20 protein-coding genes are annotated in these 19,139 nt (G+C 66.5%); 11 read left to right on the top strand and 9 right to left on the bottom strand.

The genetic code is table 11. The features are described 5' to 3' along the window. Positions 1-13 precede the first annotated feature (13 nt). Positions 14-742 (bottom strand): alpha/beta fold hydrolase, encoded by a 729-nt coding sequence (locus ASC78_RS09480; RefSeq protein ID WP_055799942.1) that lies wholly within the window; start codon positions 740-742, stop codon positions 14-16. 124 nt (positions 743-866) lie between these two features. Continuing rightward, a complete protein-coding gene (locus ASC78_RS09475; protein ID WP_055799841.1) occupies positions 867-1,856 on the bottom strand; it encodes a helix-turn-helix domain-containing protein in 990 nt (329 codons plus the stop codon). Between the two features lie 118 nt (positions 1,857-1,974). Between ASC78_RS09475 and gnd the strand changes: the two genes are divergently transcribed. Continuing rightward, positions 1,975-3,399, top strand: a complete 1,425-nt coding sequence (gene gnd, locus ASC78_RS09470) for a decarboxylating NADP(+)-dependent phosphogluconate dehydrogenase (RefSeq protein WP_055799839.1) — start codon at positions 1,975-1,977, stop codon at positions 3,397-3,399. Between the two features lie 26 nt (positions 3,400-3,425). Here gnd and ASC78_RS09465 read toward each other — a convergent pair whose 3' ends face one another. Beyond that, positions 3,426-3,932 carry a gluconokinase gene (locus ASC78_RS09465; RefSeq protein WP_235505037.1) on the bottom strand — a complete coding sequence of 169 codons (507 nt, stop codon included), beginning with the start codon at positions 3,930-3,932 and terminating at the stop codon, positions 3,426-3,428. A gap of 147 nt (positions 3,933-4,079) precedes the next feature. After that, a complete protein-coding gene (locus ASC78_RS09460; RefSeq protein WP_055799836.1) occupies positions 4,080-5,174 on the bottom strand; it encodes a PA0069 family radical SAM protein in 1,095 nt (364 codons plus the stop codon). A gap of 117 nt (positions 5,175-5,291) precedes the next feature. Here ASC78_RS09460 and ASC78_RS09455 point away from each other — a divergent pair, with 117 nt between their 5' ends. The 5 genes from ASC78_RS09455 to ASC78_RS09435 all read left to right on the top strand — a co-directional run bounded on the left by ASC78_RS09455 (position 5,292) and on the right by ASC78_RS09435 (position 8,401). Further along, on the top strand, positions 5,292-5,894 hold the full coding sequence (locus ASC78_RS09455) for a GbsR/MarR family transcriptional regulator (RefSeq protein WP_055799832.1): 603 nt from the start codon (positions 5,292-5,294) through the stop codon (positions 5,892-5,894). A gap of 56 nt (positions 5,895-5,950) precedes the next feature. Next, entirely contained in the window at positions 5,951-6,376 is a 426-nt protein-coding gene (locus tag ASC78_RS09450; protein WP_055799830.1) for a thiol-disulfide oxidoreductase DCC family protein, read from the top strand. Positions 6,377-6,389: 13 nt separating this feature from the next. Beyond that, complete coding sequence (locus tag ASC78_RS09445; protein WP_055799827.1) at positions 6,390-7,352, top strand: SAM-dependent methyltransferase; 963 nt, start codon at positions 6,390-6,392, stop codon at positions 7,350-7,352. Between the two features lie 73 nt (positions 7,353-7,425). Continuing rightward, complete coding sequence (locus ASC78_RS09440) at positions 7,426-8,046, top strand: DUF4166 domain-containing protein (protein WP_055799825.1); 621 nt, start codon at positions 7,426-7,428, stop codon at positions 8,044-8,046. 7 nt (positions 8,047-8,053) lie between these two features. Then, a complete protein-coding gene (locus ASC78_RS09435; RefSeq protein ID WP_055799823.1) occupies positions 8,054-8,401 on the top strand; it encodes a DOPA 4,5-dioxygenase family protein in 348 nt (115 codons plus the stop codon). A 27-nt stretch (positions 8,402-8,428) separates the two neighbouring features. Here ASC78_RS09435 and ASC78_RS09430 read toward each other — a convergent pair whose 3' ends face one another. Then, complete coding sequence (locus ASC78_RS09430) at positions 8,429-9,085, bottom strand: glutathione S-transferase (protein WP_055799819.1); 657 nt, start codon at positions 9,083-9,085, stop codon at positions 8,429-8,431. A gap of 96 nt (positions 9,086-9,181) precedes the next feature. On the opposite strand from ASC78_RS09430, the gene ASC78_RS09425 reads away from it, so the two are divergent. Next, positions 9,182-10,399, top strand: coding sequence for a polyhydroxyalkanoate depolymerase (locus ASC78_RS09425; protein WP_055799816.1), 1,218 nt, complete (start codon positions 9,182-9,184; stop codon positions 10,397-10,399). Positions 10,400-10,423: 24 nt separating this feature from the next. On the opposite strand, the gene ASC78_RS09420 is transcribed toward ASC78_RS09425, so the two are convergent. Beyond that, the gene (locus ASC78_RS09420) at positions 10,424-11,380 is read right to left on the bottom strand and encodes a LysR family transcriptional regulator (protein ID WP_055799813.1); all 957 of its coding nucleotides are present in this window, start codon (positions 11,378-11,380) and stop codon (positions 10,424-10,426) included. Between the two features lie 84 nt (positions 11,381-11,464). Here ASC78_RS09420 and add point away from each other — a divergent pair, with 84 nt between their 5' ends. Together add and ASC78_RS09410 are read left to right on the top strand one after the other, a co-directional pair. After that, entirely contained in the window at positions 11,465-12,556 is a 1,092-nt protein-coding gene (add, locus tag ASC78_RS09415) for an adenosine deaminase (protein ID WP_200934289.1), read from the top strand. Positions 12,557-12,564: 8 nt separating this feature from the next. Then, entirely contained in the window at positions 12,565-13,545 is a 981-nt protein-coding gene (locus ASC78_RS09410) for a Bug family tripartite tricarboxylate transporter substrate binding protein (protein ID WP_055799937.1), read from the top strand. 25 nt (positions 13,546-13,570) lie between these two features. On the opposite strand, the gene ASC78_RS09405 is transcribed toward ASC78_RS09410, so the two are convergent. Next, positions 13,571-14,011, bottom strand: coding sequence for a CBS domain-containing protein (locus ASC78_RS09405; RefSeq protein WP_055799807.1), 441 nt, complete (start codon positions 14,009-14,011; stop codon positions 13,571-13,573). A gap of 143 nt (positions 14,012-14,154) precedes the next feature. On the opposite strand from ASC78_RS09405, the gene ASC78_RS09400 reads away from it, so the two are divergent. Continuing rightward, positions 14,155-15,465 (top strand): O-acetylhomoserine aminocarboxypropyltransferase, encoded by a 1,311-nt coding sequence (locus tag ASC78_RS09400; protein ID WP_055799804.1) that lies wholly within the window; start codon positions 14,155-14,157, stop codon positions 15,463-15,465. A 342-nt stretch (positions 15,466-15,807) separates the two neighbouring features. Next, positions 15,808-16,620, top strand: a complete 813-nt coding sequence (locus tag ASC78_RS09395) for an alpha/beta fold hydrolase (protein WP_055799800.1) — start codon at positions 15,808-15,810, stop codon at positions 16,618-16,620. 12 nt (positions 16,621-16,632) lie between these two features. On the opposite strand, the gene ASC78_RS09390 is transcribed toward ASC78_RS09395, so the two are convergent. Together ASC78_RS09390 and ASC78_RS09385 are read right to left on the bottom strand one after the other, a co-directional pair. After that, a complete protein-coding gene (locus ASC78_RS09390; RefSeq protein WP_055799934.1) occupies positions 16,633-17,625 on the bottom strand; it encodes a Bug family tripartite tricarboxylate transporter substrate binding protein in 993 nt (330 codons plus the stop codon). 24 nt (positions 17,626-17,649) lie between these two features. Continuing rightward, the gene (locus ASC78_RS09385; RefSeq protein ID WP_055799797.1) at positions 17,650-19,068 is read right to left on the bottom strand and encodes a M20 family metallopeptidase; all 1,419 of its coding nucleotides are present in this window, start codon (positions 19,066-19,068) and stop codon (positions 17,650-17,652) included. Between the last annotated feature and the right edge of the window lie 71 nt (positions 19,069-19,139).

The raw sequence follows: 19,139 nt of genomic DNA, 5'->3' as shown, positions 1-19,139 counted from the left end.
CTGTGAACAGGCCCTAGTCCCGCCCCGCCTCCAGGATCGCCTGCGCCAGCCGCTTCGGGTTGGAGAAGAACATCTCGTGGCTGCCTGGGCACTCCACCAGCCTGAACAGACCGAGCCGCTCCGACAGGCGCGGATGCCACGGCAGGCTGTGCGGCATGGCCGTGTCCTGTTGGCAGTTGACGTAGGACTTGCCGATCTGCAACGCCGCCAGCGGCTCGCGCAGCCGGATCTTGTCGGTGAAGGTGCGGTAGGGGTGCGGATTCAGCCGCTCGTAGCTGGCCTGCGCCAGCGGCAGGTCGGCGTCGTTGATGAAGGCTTCGCGCCAGACTTCGAACGGCAGGCTCACCGCGTTGCCGTTGGCTGCCGCGACGGCGTCGAACATCGTGACGTAGTGCGGCGGAGCCATGTCGTTGAGTGATTCGCCATCGAGCGGCACGAAGGCGTTGACGTAGACCAGGCGTTTGAGCCGAGGCGCAATGCGGTCCGCCACGCCCGAGATCACCATGCCGCCGTAGCTGTGGCCCACCAGCCGAACCTCGGAGAGGTCTTTCTCTTCGATGAAGCGGACGGCCGAGTCGATCGCTTCATCGAGGCCGGTGCGCGAGCGGTCGTCGCCCGCCCGGTTGCCCACGAGCGTGGGGCAATGCACCACGTGGCCAGCCTCGCGCAGGCCGGCGGCCACGGCCTCCATCTCGCCGCCGGTGTGCCAGGCGCCGTGGATCAGAACATAGGTGTCGGACATGCGTGTCTCCTTCATCTTCGTCGTCGTTGAATAAAAGACGACTTTAGGAAACACCAGCTGGCGCGAATGGCCGCTCACTGCCAGGCGCGTGGCCGATTTGCGCCCGCCCCCGCCCCGCGCTTTCTCAGCGCTGGCGCCGCAAGGCACCTGGCGTCATGCCGAGATGGCGGCTGAACTGGCGAACGAAGTGCGATGCATCGGAGAACCCGACTCGCAAACCGATTTCCGCGATGCTCAAGCGATCGAAGCGGGCGTCGCCGAGCATGCGCCGCGCGACCTGCATGCGAAAGCCGGACAGAGCGGCCGCGAAGGTGGTCGCCCCTTCGTTCAGGCTGCGGTGCAGGCTGCGCTCCGAGATGCCCAGTCCACGCGCCACGCCGGCAGCCGTCAGGCCGGGCTCCGCATGCCGATCGCGCGTGGCGTCGAGCACGCGGCGGCGCAGCGCCGTACGGGCGCCTTCGCCGGGCGCGGCAGCCCCGCCCGCTTCGGCCGCAGTGCCGGCGGCAAGTGCAAGCAGCCCGCCGAGATGATCGGTCAGCAATGCCGCAGGCAAAGGCGGCCTCAACACGCCCTGCGGCGAAAGCTGCTGGGCGAAGCCGCTCAGCACGCGGCCCCAGCCCGTTTGCCCATCGATGCGCCGCGCCACCTGGGCGCCGGCATCGGGAAGCCACGACTCGACCCACGCGGTGGGCAGTTCGAGCGACAGCGTATCGGCCGACTGGAGCAGATGCAATTCATAGCAGCGCCGCGAGTCGACCAGCACCACGTCGCCCGGCAGCATGCGCGCCGAGCGGCCGTCCTGCACGGCGACCCAGGGCGAATCGGTCTTGCACAACATGTAGTAATAGTTGCTGCGGCTGTGGGAAATGGCCCTGCGCGTGCGGTACACGTCCTGCGCGCTGCCACGCACCCGGTTCACGCCGATGGCGCCGAGCGGCGCGGATTCGAGCTTGGCGCCGAAGCTGCCGGCGAGCGAACTGGTCACGTCCATCTCGAGAAAGCCTTCGCACACCGCGCCGATCCAGTAGTCGAGCCGCTGCGCTGGTGGCACGGCGTCGGTGGACCAGGTGTGGATCGCGGAAGAAGCGATCGCGGAGGAGGCATTTCCGTTCATCGCGCCAACATACCCAAGCCGCGCGCGCTTGCCAAGCGGGTATAGACGGCTCCCATGGCAACGCCTGGGCACCCCCGGCACAATGCCCGTCACCTCTACCGCAGACGAAAGAAGGGCCATGAGCAACAACAAAAGCGATTTCGGTTTGATCGGCCTGGCCGTGATGGGCCAGAACCTGGTGCTGAACGTGGAAAGCCGCGGCTTCCAGGTCAGCGTGTACAACCGCACCGAAGCCATCACCGAAGCCTTCGTGGCAGAGAACCCCGGCAAAAAGCTGGTCGGCGCCAAGACGCTCGAAGAGTTCGTGCAGAGCCTCGCCAAGCCCCGCAAGATCCAGATCATGGTGAAGGCGGGCGCGCCGGTCGACCAGGTGATCGAGCAGCTGATTCCGCTGCTCGACAAGGACGACATCGTGATCGACGGCGGCAACAGCCTCTACACCGACACCGAACGCCGCGACGCCTACCTGTCGAGCAAGGGCCTGCGCTTCATCGGCGCGGGCGTGTCAGGCGGCGAAGAAGGCGCGCGCAAGGGTCCGTCGATCATGCCTGGCGGGCCGCTTTCCACCTGGGAGGTGATGAAGCCGATCTTCGAGAGCATCGCGGCCAAGGTGGACGGCGAGCCCTGCGTGATCCACATCGGCCCCGGCGGCGCGGGCCACTACGTGAAGATGGTGCACAACGGCATCGAGTACGGCGACATGCAGCTGATCTGCGAGGCCTACAGCCTGTTCAAAGCCGCGGGCTTCAGCACCGACGAGATGGCCGCCGTCTTCAACGAATGGAACGAAGGCGAGTTGCAGAGCTACCTGATCCAGATCACCGCCAAGGCGTTGGAGCAGAAAGACCTTGAGACCGGCCAGCCGATCGTCGAGCTCATCCTGGACAAGGCGGGCCAGAAGGGCACGGGGCAGTGGACGCTCGTCAACGCGGCCCAGAACGCGGTGGTCATCAGCACCATCAACGCAGCGGTCGAGGCGCGCGTGCTGTCGTCGCAGAAAAAAGCGCGCGTGGCAGCCAGCAAGGTATTGCAGGGGCCGACGATCGAACTCTCGCTCGACAAGAAGGCGCTGGTGGCCAAGGTGCATGACGCGCTTTATGCGTCGAAGGTCATCAGCTACACGCAAGGCTTCGACCTCATCCAGACGATGGGCGAAAAGAAGGCGTGGAAGCTCGACCTGAGCGGAATCGCGGCCATCTGGCGCGGCGGCTGCATCATTCGCGCTCGGTTCCTGAACCGCATCACCGACGCCTACCGCACCGACCCTGCCCTCGGCAACCTGATGCTCGACCCCTTCTTCAAGGACCTGCTCAACCGCACGCAGCAGAACTGGCGCGAAGTGGTGGCGCTGGCGGTGAACAACGGCATTCCAGTGCCCGCGTTCAGCGCCTCGCTCGCCTACTACGACAGCTACCGCACGGAGCGCTTGCCGGCCAACCTGCTGCAGGCGCAGCGCGATTTCTTCGGCGCCCACACGTACGAGCGGATCGACAAGCCCGAAGGCCAGTTCTTCCACACCGATTGGCCCGAAGTCATCGGCTGACCCAAAGGCTTGCCGCGAGCAGGCAACTAATCAGCGGGCAGCCAGGCCTTCACCTGCGCGACCAGTTGGCCCAACGGCGCGGTCGCATCGACCGCGAGCACGCCCGGCTCGCCGACCGGTGATTCGAGCGTCGCGAACTGGTTGGCGACCAGGCTCGCCGGAAACATGTGCTCGCCCGCACCGGCCCGCGCGGCCACGCGGCGTTCGGCTTCGGCGCGCTCGATCTCCATGAACACGAAGCGCAGTCCCGGCACGCCCGCGCGCAACTGGTCGCGGTAGCTGCGCTTGAGCGCCGAACAGGTCAGCACCGCACCCAGCGATGAGTCGGCCAGCGTGTGGCCGAGCGTCGCGAGCCAGCCGGCCCGGTCGGCATCGGTCAGCGCAATGCCTCGGCTCATCTTCTCGACGTTGGCCGGCGGGTGGTAGTCGTCGCCCTCGATCAGCGGCAGCCCGAACCCGACCGCCAGCGCAGCCCCGAGGCTGGATTTGCCACACCCTGAAACCCCCATCACAACCAGCCATGCCCCGTTCATAGATACCTTTTCTGGCGCAACCACGAGGCATTCCCCGTGCATCGGCCGAACTTGAATCTACTTCCAAATCGACCTCGTCATGATGCAAAACTTTTTTCGCCGAAAGCAGGGCATTCCGATGGCGACCGGCATCGGCGTTGACAGGCCCTAGAACAGGCTGCCCTGCCCCGCTGCGCCAGGCGGTCGGAATGCGCTGAGGTCGAGTTCGATGCGCTCGCGGTTGAAGCCGATGCGGTTCGCCGCCTTCTCGAAGCGTTGCCGGATCAGGTCGGCCCACAGGCCGGTGCCCTTCATGCGCGTGGCAAAGTCGGCGTCGTAGTCCTTGCCGCCGCGCATCTCGTGGATGCGCGCCATGATGCGGTCCGCGCGCTGCGGGTAGTGCAGATGAAGCCATTCCTTGAAGAGCGGCGCCACCTCCCACGGCAGCCGGATCACGGTGTAGAACGCGCTGCGCGCACCCGCCTCCCATGCGGCTTCGAGCACCTGCTCCATGTCTTCGTTGACGAAGGGGATCTGCGGCGCCACGCTCACCCCTACCGGCACGCCCGCCTCGGCCAAGGTGCGGATAGTGCGCAGCCGCCGGTGCGGCGCGGCGGCGCGCGGCTCCAGTTTGCGGGCCAGCTCGCCGTCGAGCGTGGTCACGGTGATGTACACGGCGGCCAGGTGCTCTGCAGCCATGGGCGCGATCAGGTCGAGGTCGCGCTCCACCGCACTCGATTTGGTGACCAGCGCAAACGGATGCCGCGTTTCCGACAGCAGCTCGATCACCGAACGGGTAAGCCGCAGCTCGCGCTCAATAGGCTGGTAGCAGTCGGTGGCGGTGCCGATGGCGACGTGGCTGGGCTTGTAGCTCTTGCGGCCGAGTTCGGTGCGCAGCACTTCGACAATGTTGCGCTTGGCGATGAGCTTGGTCTCGAAGTCGAGCCCCGGCGAGAGATTCAGGTAGCTGTGCGTGGGCCGCGCAAAGCAGTAGATGCAGCCGTGCTCGCAGCCGCGGTACGGATTGAGCGAGCGGTCGAACGACACGTCGGGCGAGTCGTTTTCGTTCAGCACCGACTTCACGTCTTCGAAGCGCACTTCAGTGGCGAGCGGCGGCAGCTCTTCGGCTTCGGCCGCGCCTTCTTCGAGCGTGCCCCAGCCGTCGTCGAAAGCGTTGCGCTCGTCGCGCGAAAAGCGGTGCGCCAGGCGCGTGGCGGCGCCCCGGCCCTTGATGGCGTGGATGGGAATGTGGGTGGCAGGCATGGCAGATCCTTTCTCTTGAATACTGTTTATTTGTACAGTATTCCAATTGCATCCGCCGAGCAAACAAATTTTCATTTCTCTCTTGACAGAAATTTCGAAAATCCTAGACTTCGAGGCATGGAACTCACCGACATCCAACGCAAGTTCGTTCTCCACTGGGGTGAAATGGGCTCGATGTGGGGCGTCAACCGCACGGTCTCGCAAATCCATGCGCTGCTGTTCGCTCGCGGCAAGCCCATGCACGCGGAAGAGCTCTCCGAGACGCTCGGCGTGGCCCGCTCCAACGTGAGCAACAGCCTGAAGGAACTGCAGGCGTGGAACTTGGTGCGCGTCACCCACATCCTGGGCGACCGGCGCGACTATTTCGAGACGAGCGTCGACGTGTGGGAGCTGTTTCGCACCGTGGTGCGCGAGCGCAAGGAACGCGAATTCGACCCCACCATCCGCGTGCTGCGCGAGATCGTCTCCAGCCCCGATTTCCTGAAGGAGCCCGCCGATGCGCAAGACCGCATCCGCTCCACCATGGACCTGATGAGCAAGCTCGCGACCTGGGCCGACGAGATGCTGCGGCTCTCGCCCGGCACGCTCGACAAGGTGCTGACACTCGGCGCCAGCGTGCAGAAGTTCGTTCGCGGGGATGCCCCGGCGCCGACGACTCCTGCCTCGAAAAAGGACGACGACGACCCCGACGCCCATCACGCCAGCCTGCCCATGATCTGAGTTCTCCTTTTTTTGCCTGATTATTTCTGTTTTGACAGAAACAACGAAAAGCCGACATGCCCACCACTGCCGCCTATCCGCTCACCGTGTACTTCGACGCCGCCTGCATCCTCTGTACGGCGGAAATGAGCGCAATGAAGGCGCGGGATTCAGCGGCCCGGCTGGAACTCGTCGACTGCTCGCCCGCCGGGTTCGATGCCGGACCGGCGCCGCGCGAGGCGTTGATGACGGCCATCCACGTGGTCGACGCGGCGGGTCAGGTGTTCGTCGGCGTTCCGGCCATCCGCGCTTGCCGCGATGCCGTCGGGTTGCCGAGTGGCAGCTTCCTGCTCGACCTGCCATGGGTCGCGCCGCTCGCCGACCGCGCCTATGGCGTCCTTGCGCGCAACCGCTACCGGCTGCCGGGTTGGCTGGTAGCCCTGCTTGCCGGCAAGGCGGCGCGGTCGTCCCGCACCTGCGCCGGCGGCAACTGCCGTATCTGAAAAAGGAACTCTCATGCCGAATGTCTTCCAGCCCGACTTCCGCGTGCATCGAACGGCCGGTGCGTCCGAACCGCCTTTGCCCGAGGCCGCACTGCCCATCACCAAGGCCGACACGCAGGACTATTTCACCGAGGTAGCCGACGACTACCGCGCATGGAGCCCCAGCTACAACATGCACTTCGGCTTCTGGCGGCTCGGGCTGAACCCGCTGCGGCGCGAAGGCATGCTGGTGGAAATGAACCGTGCGGTGGGCCGTGCACTGAAGCTCGATGAGCCGGAGCCCGCGCAGGAGGCGCCGCGACGCCGCTGCGTGATCGACCTCGGCTGCGGCGCCGGCGCCACTGCGCGCACGCTGGTGGGCGACGATCCTTCGCTGTATGCCGTCACCGTCACCAATGTGCCGGTGCAGAACAGCATTGCCGTACGGCTCGACGCGGGCGCCGGCGTGGCCGACCGCATGGCGCACATCGAAGCCGACTACACGCGCACCGGCCTGCCCACCGCAAAGGCCGACGGCGCCTGGGCCGTGGAAAGCGCCTGCTACGCCAGCGGCACGTCCAAGGCCGATTTCGTGCGCGAGGCGGCCCGCCTGCTGAAGCCCGGCGCGCGGCTCGCGGTGGTCGACGGCTTCCTGCTGCGGCCTCGGCCGGGCCGGCTTGCCGGCTGGCTGCACCGCTTGTGGGCCGACAGCTGGGCCGTGCCCACGCTGGCCGTGCGCGGCGATTTCGTCGAGGCGCTGCGTCACCACGGATTCGAAGACATCGAGGTGCAGTCGCTGCGTTGGCGCGTGGCGCCCAGCGCGCTGCACATTCCGGCGCTTGCCACGCGCTTTGCGCTGGCTGAACTCTGGAAGGCGCGCGGCAGGCTGAGTCCCTGGCGCCGCAAGCACATCGTGGCCAGTTATTGCGCGCTGGTGCTGGGCCTTTTCTGGCGCGACTTCGACTATTGCATGGTGACTGCGAAGCGCAGCGGCTGAACGCCTGTCGGATTCAAAACAACACACGAGGAGAAGAAACCTCCATGAGCACCGAACCCACCGCGGCGGCCGCATGAAGGACACGCGCCCCGTCTTCCAGCAGGCGCTCGGCCCGGGCTGGGAGCAGTTGGGCGACGTGATTCGGCGGCACTACACGATGGCCCCGTTTTCGAATGCCCACGTATGCGTGCGTGGCACGATGGACGAGGTGCACCATTCGCCATGGGCGCGGGTGCTGATGCCCTTCGGCCGCCTCTTCGGCGCGCTCGTTCCCTACAGAGGTACCCGCGTGCCCATCGAAGTGCACTACCGCTGCCGGCCCGGTAACGCGCTCCTGTACTGGGACCGCGTGTTCAGCTTCGAAGGCCGCGCGCCGTTCCACTTTCGCTCGCACATGGCGCGCGCGCCCGCGGGCGGCGGCGAGGTGATCGAGTACGTGCGCTTCGGCCTCGGCATGCGCCTGGCGGTGAGCGCTGAAGAAGGCGCGCTGGTGTTTCGCGACCTCGGCTACGTCTGGCGCCTTGGCCGGCTGCACCTGCCGCTGCCGCTCGGCCTGTTGATGGGAACCGCCTACGTCGAGGAACGTCCCGATCCGGACGATGCCGATCGCTTCACCATGAGGATGGTGCTGCGCCACCGCTGGTTCGGCGACGTGTTTCGCTACAGCGGGCGCTTCCGGTTGGGTTCACAATGACCGCATCATGCCGCGTCGCCCCGAGAACCTCTATCCGCAATACCACGCCCACGTCTACTTCGGCCCCACGACGGTGACGCAGGCCAGGCAGCTGTGCGAGCAGGCAGGCCGGGAGCTGATGGTAGTGGTCGGCCGCGTGCACGAGCGGCTGGTTGGCCCGCACACGCACTGGAGCTGCCAGCTGGCCTTCGACGCCGCCGAGTTCGACCAGGTCATCGAATGGCTCGAGGCCCATCGCGACGGCCTCGACATCTTCGTGCACGGCGTCACTGGCGACGACTTTGCCGACCACACGGCGCATGCCATGTGGCTGGGCGAAGAAAGCCCGCTCGACTTGCGGATGTTCCGGCACTAGCCGGTATTGCCGGAACCCAGCGACGGCTCAGAACTCCGCATCGAGCTCGTCGATTTCCTCGGGCTCTTCCTTCGCGGCGGCCACCCACTCCCGCATGGCGGGCAGGTCCATCACGCGCTTGCAGTAGGCGACGCACACGCTGTCGAGCGCTACGTCGTAGCTGAGAAAGCGCGTGACCACCGGCGCATACATCGCGTCGGCCATGCCCGCCTGCTTGCCGAAGAGAAAGGGCCCGCCATAGGTCTTCAGGCATTCGCGCCAGATGGCGACGATGCGGTCGATGTCGGCCTGCGCGCGCGACCAGATCTTGAAGCCGCGGAACTGGGCCTTGATGTTCATTGGCAATGCGCCGCGCATCGAGGCGAAGCCCGAATGCATTTCGCCGCAGATGGCGCGGCAGTGCGCGCGGGCCTGGATGTCGGCCGGCAGCAGCGCGCCCTTGGGTTTTATCTCGTTCAGGTATTCGCCGATGGCCAGCGTGTCCCATACCTTGACGTTGCCGTGCTGCAGCGAGGGCACCAGCATCGACGAGGAGAGCAGCAGCATCTCGGCCTTCATGGCCGGGTCATCGGGCGGAATGATCTTCTCGCTGAAGTCGAGCCCGGCCAGCCTGCACATCAGCCAGCCCCGCAGCGCCCAGGCGCCGTAGTTCTTGCTGCTGATCGTGAGAACGGGTTTGGCCATCGTGGATCTCCTGGACGGTGCTTGCTGCCGGTTGGCTCCCATGGCCGTGCAAGGCCTGTGCCACCGCTTGGCCCACAACTTGCCTGTACTACTTTCATGTTGTACCGGGCCTACCAGAACCAAACCGACCTGCTCTCGCCGTCCCGGCTCGCAGCCCAGTACCTCGGCCAGGCGCTCTGGAAAGACGGCACCGAACGCACCATGTTGCGGCGCATGGCCGCGCAGTTCGACGTGTTTTCGCGCATGCGGCTGACCCATTCGCGCCCCGACTACGCCATTGCCAGCGTACAGGTCGATGGCGTGGAGACCGCGGTGCACGAAGAAACAGCGCTGGTCTCGCCCTTCGGTACCCTCCTGCATTTCCGCAAGGACACGCAGGCCGAGCATCCGCCCGTGCTGCTGGTCGCACCACTGTCGGGCCATTTCGCGACGCTGCTGCGCGAAACCGTGCGCACCCTGCTGCGCGACCACGACGTCTACCTGACAGATTGGCACAACGCGCGCGACGTGCCGCTGTGGCATGGCGGTTTCAGCCTCGACGACTACACGCTGCAGGTCATGCGGTTCCTCGAAGCCATCGGCCCGGGCGTGCACATGGTCGCGGTCTGCCAGCCTTGCGTGGCCGCGCTGGCCGCCACGGCGCTGATGGCCGAAGACGACAACCCCGCCACGCCGCGCAGCCTCACGCTGATGGCCGGCCCGGTCGATTGCCGCGTCAACCCCACGGGCGTGAACGAGCTCGCAAACAGCAAGCCCATCGAATGGTTTCGCCGCAACCTCATCAGCCACGTGCCGTGGCCGCATGCCGGCATGATGCGGCGCGTGTACCCCGGCTTCCTGCAGCTCTCGGCCTTCATGAGCATGAACCCCGAGCGCCACAAGAAGCAGTTCCAGGACATGGTCCATCACCTGATCGAGGGCGACGTCGAGAAGGCCCGCACCATCGGCGCCTTCTATGACGAATACCTGGCGGTGAACGACCTGCCGGCCGAGTTCTACCTGGAGACCGTGGAGCGCGTGTTCCAGACCTACGACCTGCCGCGCGGCGTCCTCACCGTGGGGAACCGCACGGTGAACCCCGCGGCCATCCGCCGCACCGCGCTGCTCACGGTGGAAGGCGAACGCGACGACATCTGCTCGGTCGGCCAGACGGTTGCCGCGCAAGACCTCTGCACCGGCATCCGGCCTTACCTCAAGTCTCATCACCTGCAAGCCGGCGTGGGGCATTACGGCGTTTTCAGCGGCAGCAAGTGGAACGCGCAGATCTATCCGCGCGTGCGCGAAACCATCCACGCCGCGGCCGAGTTGTACTGACCCGGCTGTCCGACCTCAGCGGCCTCAGCGCCGGTTGCGCTTTCCCTTGGCCGCCACACGCCGCACCGCGGCCTCGCCGGCCTGCGGGAGCCGTTCACGCAAGAATGCAATGAGCGCCTGCGCCACCACGTTGCGCATCGGCCCCGGCAGGTAGGCCAGCACCACGCGCCGCTCGACGCGCGGCTTCAGCAGCGGCAGCACCACCAGCTCGGGGTCGCGGAGCGACGAGGTGTAGAGCCGCGGCATCAGTCCCAGCGCCTGGCCGCTGCGCACCAGCGCATAGAGCGTTTCGGAATAGCTCACGCGATAGGGCTCGGCCCCCTGTTCGAACTGCGCGCGCGCCGGGTTGCCGAGTGCCGGCATGCTGCCGCTCTCGAACAGCACCAGCCGCTCCTTGCCGATGGCCTCCCAGTTCGCGTCTCCGGCCGCGGCCAGCGCATGGTCACGGCGCACCACCAGCACCAGCGGATCGCGGAACAGGTCGATGCAGGCCAGGCCGCCCGGTGGCTCGGTGATCGCAGCCACCGCCATGTCGAGCTGGCCGCCGCGCAGTTCGGCCAGCAAGATGGTGGAGGGCGCGTCGCGCCAGGCGATCTCGACCTCGCGATCGCCGGCTTGGAGAAACTCGCTGGTCGCGGCCGTCACGCGCGCGCTGGCCGACGGGATCACGCCCACGCGCACGAAAGCCCGCCCGCGCTGCACCGTGCTTTCGATGTCACGCAGCGCCACTTCGAAGGTGTTGACCAGGAAATCGGTGCGCGCAAGCACCTCGGCGCCCACGGACGTGAGCTGCAGGCGATGGGTGGAGCGGGTCAGCAGCTCGGCGCCGAGCAGCTTTTCCATCTGCTTGATGGCATTGCTCAGGGCGGGCTGGGTGATGGCCAACCGGCGCGCCGCACGGCCGAAATGCCCTTCTTCCACCAGCACCGAGAAGAACTGAAGTTGGCGCAAGGTGAGCGCCCGAAGCGGCGAAGAAGCCATGGCGATCCCGTTATCGATTCAGTGAATCAAATTATAGAAATTCAAAATTTTGCTTATGGCACTTCGCTCCCTAGACTGGCAGGCATGACCAGCCCTGCCCTGCCGCCGCTCACGCTGGAATCGATGCTGCATGCGATTCCGAAGGTGGAGCTGCACTGCCACCTTTTCGGCGCGGTGCGCCACGAAACCTTCAAGCAACTCAACCACCGCGCCGGCTCGCCGCTTGCGTCGGACGAGATCGAAGGCTTCTATACCCGTGGGGAAAAACCGGTCGGCGTGCTGCGTGTGCTGCGCGCGCTCGACGCGCAGCTGGTGCGCAGCCCCGGCGACCTGTACCAGCTGACCCGCGAATACCTGGAAGACGCGGCAGCCCACAACGTGCGCTACGCCGAGTTCTTCTGGAACCCGACCGGCACGGTGCACGGCTCCGGCATTTCGTATCCGATGGCGCAAAGCGCGATCGTCCGCGCGATCCATGACGCGCAGCAGGAGTTCGGCATCACGGGCCGGCTCATCGCCGCCATCGACCGCGAGGCGAGCCCCGAGGCCGCGGTGGAGATGGTGGAGTGGGTCAAGGCCCACCGCTGCGACGAGGTGATCGGCATCGGCATCGACTACCGCGAGGTCGACCGGCCACCCGAACTGTTCGCAAAGGCCTACGCCGAGGCGCGGCGCGCGGGGCTCAAGGCCACCGCGCACGCAGGCGAGTTCGGCATGCCGTGGACCAACGTGCGTACCGCCCTCGACGTGCTGCACGTGGACCGCATCGACCACGGCTACACCGTGGTCGACCAGCCCGACTTCGCGCGCCAGTGCGCCGAGCGCGGCGTGATCTTTACCGTGGTGCCCACCAACTCGTACTACCTGCGCACGCTGCCTCCGGAGCGCTGGGCGCTCGACCACCCGATTCGCCGCATGCCGGCCCTGGGCCTGCGCATCCACCCCAACACCGACGACCCGACGCTGCACAAGGTCACGCCCACAGGGGCCTGGCTGATGATGGCGCGCGACTTCGGCTTCAGGCTGGACGATCTGCGCGGCTTCATGCACAACGGCCTCGACGGCGCGTGGATCGACGACACGCAGCGCCGCACGTGGTGCACGCAGTGGAGCCACGAATTCGACGCGCTGCGCGCGCGCCTTGCGCCAGAGCCACCTTCCATTCAGCAGAAATGATCCACGCCATGACCCACTCTCGTCGCCTTCTACTTGCCGCAACGCTCTGTTCGATGCTGCCCGCCGCGGCGCTTGCGCAGGGCGCATGGCCCAGCGCCAAGCCGATCACGCTGATCGTTCCCTACACAGCGGGCGGCAGCGTGGACGTCAACGCGCGCCTCGTTGCCACTCGGCTGGGCGAGCGGCTGAAGCAGTCGGTCGTGATCGAGAACGTGAGCGGCGCGGGCGGCGCGATCGGCGTGGCCAAGGCCGTGAATGCGGCGCCGGACGGCTACACGCTGGTGGTCGGGCCCGACAGCGCCATCGCCATCGGTCGGCTGGTCAACCCCTCGGCCTTCAAGTTCGATCCGCTCAAGGACCTGGCCCCGGTCGGCATGCTCAACACCGCGCCCATGGTGCTGGTGGCACGGCCCGGCCTCGAGGTGCAAACCTATGCCGACTTCGTGAAGCTCGCCAAGACCAAGCCCGGTACCTACAACTACGCCACCTCGGGCGTGGGCACGGTGCTGCAGCTGGCCATGGAGCTTCTCAAGCAGCGCAGCGGCATCTTCGTAACCCACGTGCCCTACCGCGGCGGCGCGCAGATTGCCACGGACGTGATCGGCAACCAGGTCGACCTGGCCATGCTGGTCAGCACCAGCGCCATTCCGCACGTGAACGGCAACCGCCTGAAGGCGCTGGGCATCACCGGCAGCCAGCGCCTGGCCGCCCTGCCCAACGTGCCCACCTTCAACGAGATGCCCGGCCTCAAGGGCTACGACATGGTGAGCTGGACCGGCATCTTCGCCCCCGCCAAGACCCCGCCAGCGGTTGTGGCCCGCCTCAACCAGGAGTTGAATGCCGTTCTTGCCGAGGAGCAGGTGCGCAGCAAGCTCAATGAACAAGGCGCCCTTCCCGGCAGCGGCACGCCGGAGCAATTCGGCCAGTTCGTGCAGGCCGAGTACGCGCGCAATCAGAAGATCGTGCAGTCGGCCAATATCAAGGAATAAGCCAGGCCAGCGCAGGGGCGGCCAGTTACTGCTCTTCAGGCCAGTCGCGGATATAAGCTTTCAGCATCTTGTTTTCGAAGTTCTGGCTGTCGACCACCGCCTTGGCCACGTCGTAGAAGCTGATCACGCCCATCAGCATGCGCTTGTCCATCACGGGCATGTAGCGCGCGTGGCGCTCCAGCATGATGCGGCGGATTTCGTCGAGATCGGTTTCGAGGGTGCAGGTCACGGGCGCATCGTCCATGGCCTTGCGCACCAGCGTGCCGCCCACCTGGCCGCCGTTGTCGACAATGGCCAGGATCACTTCCCGGAAGGTGAGCATGCCGACCAGGTCGCCGTGTTCCATGACCACCAGGGAGCCAATGTCCTTTTCCGCCATGGTGTTGACGGCTTCGGCCAGCAGGTCGTCAGGCGTGATGGTGAAGAGCGTGTTGCCCTTGACGCGAAGGATGTCGCTGACTTTCATCGTGTGCTCCTCTCGGAAATCTTTCTCGGCGGCGGTGCCGATTTGAATATAGCCCACAATCGGCGCCGACTCTCACGCCCATGATGCGCGCGCATGATAAGCAGACGTAACGGGGCATTGCGAACGAACCCAGAAAGGTCCTCATGCCCGGCTATTCCGACCCCGGATTCGACACCCTGGCGCTGCACGCCGGCGCCGCACCCGACCCCGCCACCGGCGCGCGGGCGGTGCCGATCCATCTCACCACCTCTTTCGTCTTCGAGTCGAGCGACCATGCGGCGGCACTCTTCAACCTGGAGCGCGCGGGCCATGTCTATTCGCGCATCAGCAACCCGACCAATGCGGTGCTGGAGCAGCGCGTCTCGGCGCTCGAAGGCGGCATCGGTGCCATCGCCACCGCCAGCGGCCAGGCCGCGCTGCACTTGTCGGTCGCCACGCTCATGGGCGCCGGCTCCCACATCGTGGCCAGCACCGCGCTTTACGGTGGATCGCAGAACCTGCTGCACTACACGATGCGCCGCTTCGGCATCGAAACCACGTTCGTGAAGCCCGGCGACTTGGACGGCTGGAAGGCCGCGATCCGCCCCGAAACCAAACTGCTGTTCGGCGAAACCGTGGGCAACCCCGGGCTCGACGTGCTCGACATCCCGGCGGTGAGCGACATTGCGCACGCGGCGGGCGTGCCGCTGCTGGTCGATTCCACCCTCACCTCGCCCTACCTCATCAAGCCGTTCGACCATGGCGCCGACCTGGTCTACCACTCGGCGACCAAGTTCCTTTCAGGCCACGGCACGGTGATTGGCGGCGTGGTGGTCGACGGCGGCAGTTTCGACTGGGAAAAATCGGGCAAATTCGCCGAGCTCACGCAGGCCTACGACGGTTTCCACAACATGGTCTTCAGCGAGGAAAGCACGGTGGGCGCGTTCTTGCTGCGCGCGCGGCGCGAAGGCCTGCGCGACTTCGGCGCATCCATGAGTCCGCACACGGCGTGGCTCATCTTGCAGGGCATCGAGACGCTGCCGCTGCGCATGGAGCGGCACATCGACAACACGCAGAAGGTGGTCGAATTTCTGGCAACTCATCCGTTCGTGTCCCGCGTGGGACACCCGCTGATCGAATCGCATCCGAGCCACGCATTGGCGCAGAAGTTGTTGCGCCACGGCGCGCGCGGCGCCGGCGCGGTGTTCAGCTTCGACATCAAGGGCAGCCGTGCGCAGGGCAAGGCTTTCATTGAAGCGTTGAAGCTCTTCAGCCACCTGGCCAATGTGGGCGACTGCCGCAGCCTGGTGATCCACCCGGCCAGCACCACGCACTTCCGCATGACCGACGAGGCGCTTGCGGGTGCAGGCATTTCTCAGGGGACGATTCGGCTTTCGATTGGGCTCGAGGACCCAGCCGACCTGATCGACGACCTGAAGCGTGCGCTGAAGGCTGCGGAAAAGGCGGGGGTGTAGGAATGAAGGCTTGCCTTTTTGCTCGTCGTGTTGTGTTTGGCGCTGGCGCTCCCGCCGACGGGGTACCTTTCTCCGCGAATGTCCTCCGGCCTGCGGCCTCCCCCTTTATTTCGCTGCGCAAGGCACCCCATCGACGGGATCGTTGGGCAGAGCGGTTGTTGATCGAGCGGAACAACCGCAGCGCTCGGTGTGCACAGGGCGCCGGGTGCTCCCCGCAGCGAAATAAAGGAGGAGGCGAAGCCGGGGGACATTCGCGGAGGGGAGTACCCGGTGGCCTTTGCACGCGCCCTGAACAAGAGCACTCGAACACAAGCAAGCCAAACACGAGGCGCAGCAACTGACATGAACTACACCGTCAACGGCCACACCGCCTACTGCTACACCGGCGGCAAGACTTTCGATGCGAACAAGCCAACCGTGGTGTTCATCCACGGCGTGCTCAATGACCACAGCGTGTGGATTTTGCAAAGCCGCTGGTTCGCCAACCACGGCTGGAACGTGCTCGCGCTCGACCTGCCCGGCCACTGCAAGAGCGAAGGCCCGCCGCCCGCCAGCGTGGAAGACGCCGCGCAGTTCGTCATCGCGCTGCTCGACGTGGCCGGCGTGCAGAAGGCCGCGCTCGTGGGCCACAGCTTTGGTTCGCTGATTGCGCTTGAAGCCGCTTCACGCGCGCCTGAACGGGTGACCCATCTGGCATTGGTGGGCACGGCCTATCCGATGACCGTGTCGCCCGCGCTGCTCGATGGTGCGCTCAACGATCCGCAACGCGCCATCGCGATGGTCAACACGTTCTCGCATTCGCTGCTCGCGCCGCCGCCCTCAGCGCTCGGCCCCGGCACCTGGCTCTATGGCAGCTCGCGCGCGCTGATGCGCCGCGTGCTCGCGAGCAACCGCGACGCCAACGTGTTCCACATCGGCTTCAAGGCCTGCAACGACTACGGCAATGGCGAAAAGGCCATCGAGGCTGTCCAGTGCCCCGTGCTTTTCTTGCTTGGCGATGCCGATCAGATGACGCCGCCGCGCGCCACCAAGGCGCTGGTCGGCAAGGCGAAGAAGGCCAAGGTGGTGACCGTGCATGCGGGCCACTCGCTGATGAACGAGGCCCCCGACGAAGTGCTGTTCGCGCTGCGCGACTTCGTCGGAATGCCTGCCTGAGCCAATCGCGGGCTATTCCGCAGCAATACCCGCGCGATGCGCCAGCGCGCGGTATCGGGAAATCTCGCCCTCCATCTGGCTGCGGAACGCCGCACCGCCGATGGCGACAGGCTCCATGCCCTGCGCGCGCAGCTGCGCCTGCAGGGCCGGGCTGCCCATCGTGGCCGTGACGGCACGCGCCAGCTTGTCGAGCACTGGGGCTGGCGTGCGCGCCGGCGCGGCAAAACCGTACCAGGCATCGAAAGTGGCGTCGGGCAGCCCCTGCTCCGCCAGGGTGCGCACCTCGGGCAGCATGCTGGAACGCGTCGCCCCCACGATGCCCAGCGCACGCAGCTTGCCTGAGCGCACATGCGGTGCCACAGCGGCCACGGTGTCGAGACCGATCTCGATCTCTCCGCCGATCACCGCCATCGAACCCTGGCTGCTGCCCTTGTACGGAATGTCCTGCAGCTGGATGCCCGCGGCCAGCGCAAACAGTTCGCCCGCCAGGTGCGGCCCCGAACCGGCGCCGAAGGTGGCGTAGCGGATGCTCTTCGGCTTGGCCTTGGCGGCAGCGATGAGCTCGGGCAGCGAGCGCCATGGCGTGCCGGCACCCACCACCAGCACCAGCGGCGTGCGCGCGACGATGGCAATGGGTGCCAGGTCGCGAACCGGGTCGTACGGCAGCTTGGCGCGCAGCGCGGGGTTCACGCTGTAGCTGGTGGAACCCGAGAGCAGCAGCGTGTAGCCGTCGGGTGCAGCCTTGGCGACCGCGTCGGTGCCGATGATGGTGGAGGCGCCGGGCTTGTTGTCGATGACCACGGGTTGGCCGAGCTTCTCCGACAGGCCCTGCCCCATCGCCCGCGCGACGATGTCGGTGCCGCCGCCGGGCGGAAAGGGCACGACCAGCTTTACAGGCCTGTCGGGCCAGTTGCCTTGCGCAAGCGCGGGCGCATGAAAGGCGACGAGTGCCGAAGCGCAAGCCAGCAGGCCGCCAAGGCGATGGAAGAGAGCAGCAGTTTTCATGGATTCGTCCAGCAAGAGAAGAGATCAGGCGACGGCGTGCTGCGTTTTTCCGGCGGTCCAGGGAGCCAAGCCAGGCTCTCCCAGATCCCAATAGAGACCCGCCATGATCTGCAGGCCTTCGCGCGCCAGCGGTGCCAGCAGGTGTTCGTTGGGCGCGTGCTGCGCGCAGGCCGGGTAGGAATGTGGCACCCACAGCGTGGGCAGGCCCAGCAGGTCGGCGAAGACGTCGTTGGGCAGCGAGCCAGCAAGGTTGGGAAGCAGATCGACGCGCTGGCCGCTGCTTTGCTCGATGGAGCGTCGGGCCCAATCGACCCACGGGTTCTCCACGTCGAGCCGCGTCGCCGCGCCTTCGAGCGTGACCTGCACTTCCACGTTGTCGAAACCGTGCGCGTCCAGGTGCGCACGAACGATCTTCGCCAAATCGCGCCACGGCGTTCCAACCACGAAGCGCAGTTGGCAATGCGCCACCGCCTCGGACGGAATCGCATTCACCGGCCGCTGTGGCGAGCCGGCGCCGAGCGCGAGCACCTCGATGGTGTTCCACGCCACCAGCCGCTCGGCCGGGCTCAGGCCCGGCTCGCCCCAGTTTTCGTCGAGGGCGGGATCGTCGGCACCGCCGCCGATCGCGATGTCGGCCAGTGCGTCGCGCACGCCCTGCGGAATTTCAGGCGGACGCAAGGCCTCGACCAGGATGCGCCCGCGCGCATCCACCAGCGATGCCACCGCATGGCTCAGCACCGTGGCCGGATTGACGAGCACGCCGCCCCAATTGCCCGAGTGGTAGCCCCGCGCCCGGGCACGCAGTCTCAAGCTGAAGTTGACGGCGCCGCGAGATCCGAGAAACAGCGTAGGCCGCGCGGCGCTCACGCGCGGCCCGTCGCTGGCGATGAACAGGTCGGCGCGCAGCCGGTCGCGCTGCTGTTCGCACACCGCATGAAGGCCTGGCGATGCCGCCTCTTCGCCGGTCTCGATGAGCCAGGTGATGTTGTAGCCCAGGCGCCCGCCCCGCGCCTGCAGCGCCGCGGCCAGGCCACCGAGCGCGATGGTGTGCTGGCCCTTGTTGTCGGCAGTGCCGCGCCCGTACCAGCGGTCGCCGCGCACCGTGAGCGCCCAGGGGCCGAGGCCTTCGTCCCACTGCGCATCCTGCCCGCTCACCACGTCGCCGTGGCCGTAGCTCAGCACGGTGGGCAATGCGGGGTCTTCGATGCGGCGCGCAATCAGGAAGGGCCCACCCCCGCCCACGGGGTTCTCGACGATTTCACAGGCGAAACCCATTGCGGCCAGCGGCGGCACCAGCTCGTCGCGCAGGTAGGCGCCGAGCGCGGGCGTGGCGGCGCCGGTATCGCTCTCGGTGCGAAAAGCGACGCGCCGCTGCAGGTCGGCAAAGAAGCTGCCATCGTCGAAATAGGCGGCGGCAGCGGCAAGGCTTTGGGTACGTTGCATGAGGGGATTTCCTGTTTCCGGCGGGTGCAGCAAGTACAAGGCCTGAGGGACGATGCTCCTAGCATCGTTTT

This window comes from Variovorax sp. Root318D1 (assembly GCF_001424835.1).
In the GTDB taxonomy this organism is placed as follows: Bacteria; Pseudomonadota; Gammaproteobacteria; order Burkholderiales; family Burkholderiaceae_C; genus Variovorax.
This window is presented reverse-complemented; position numbering and strand designations above follow the sequence as displayed.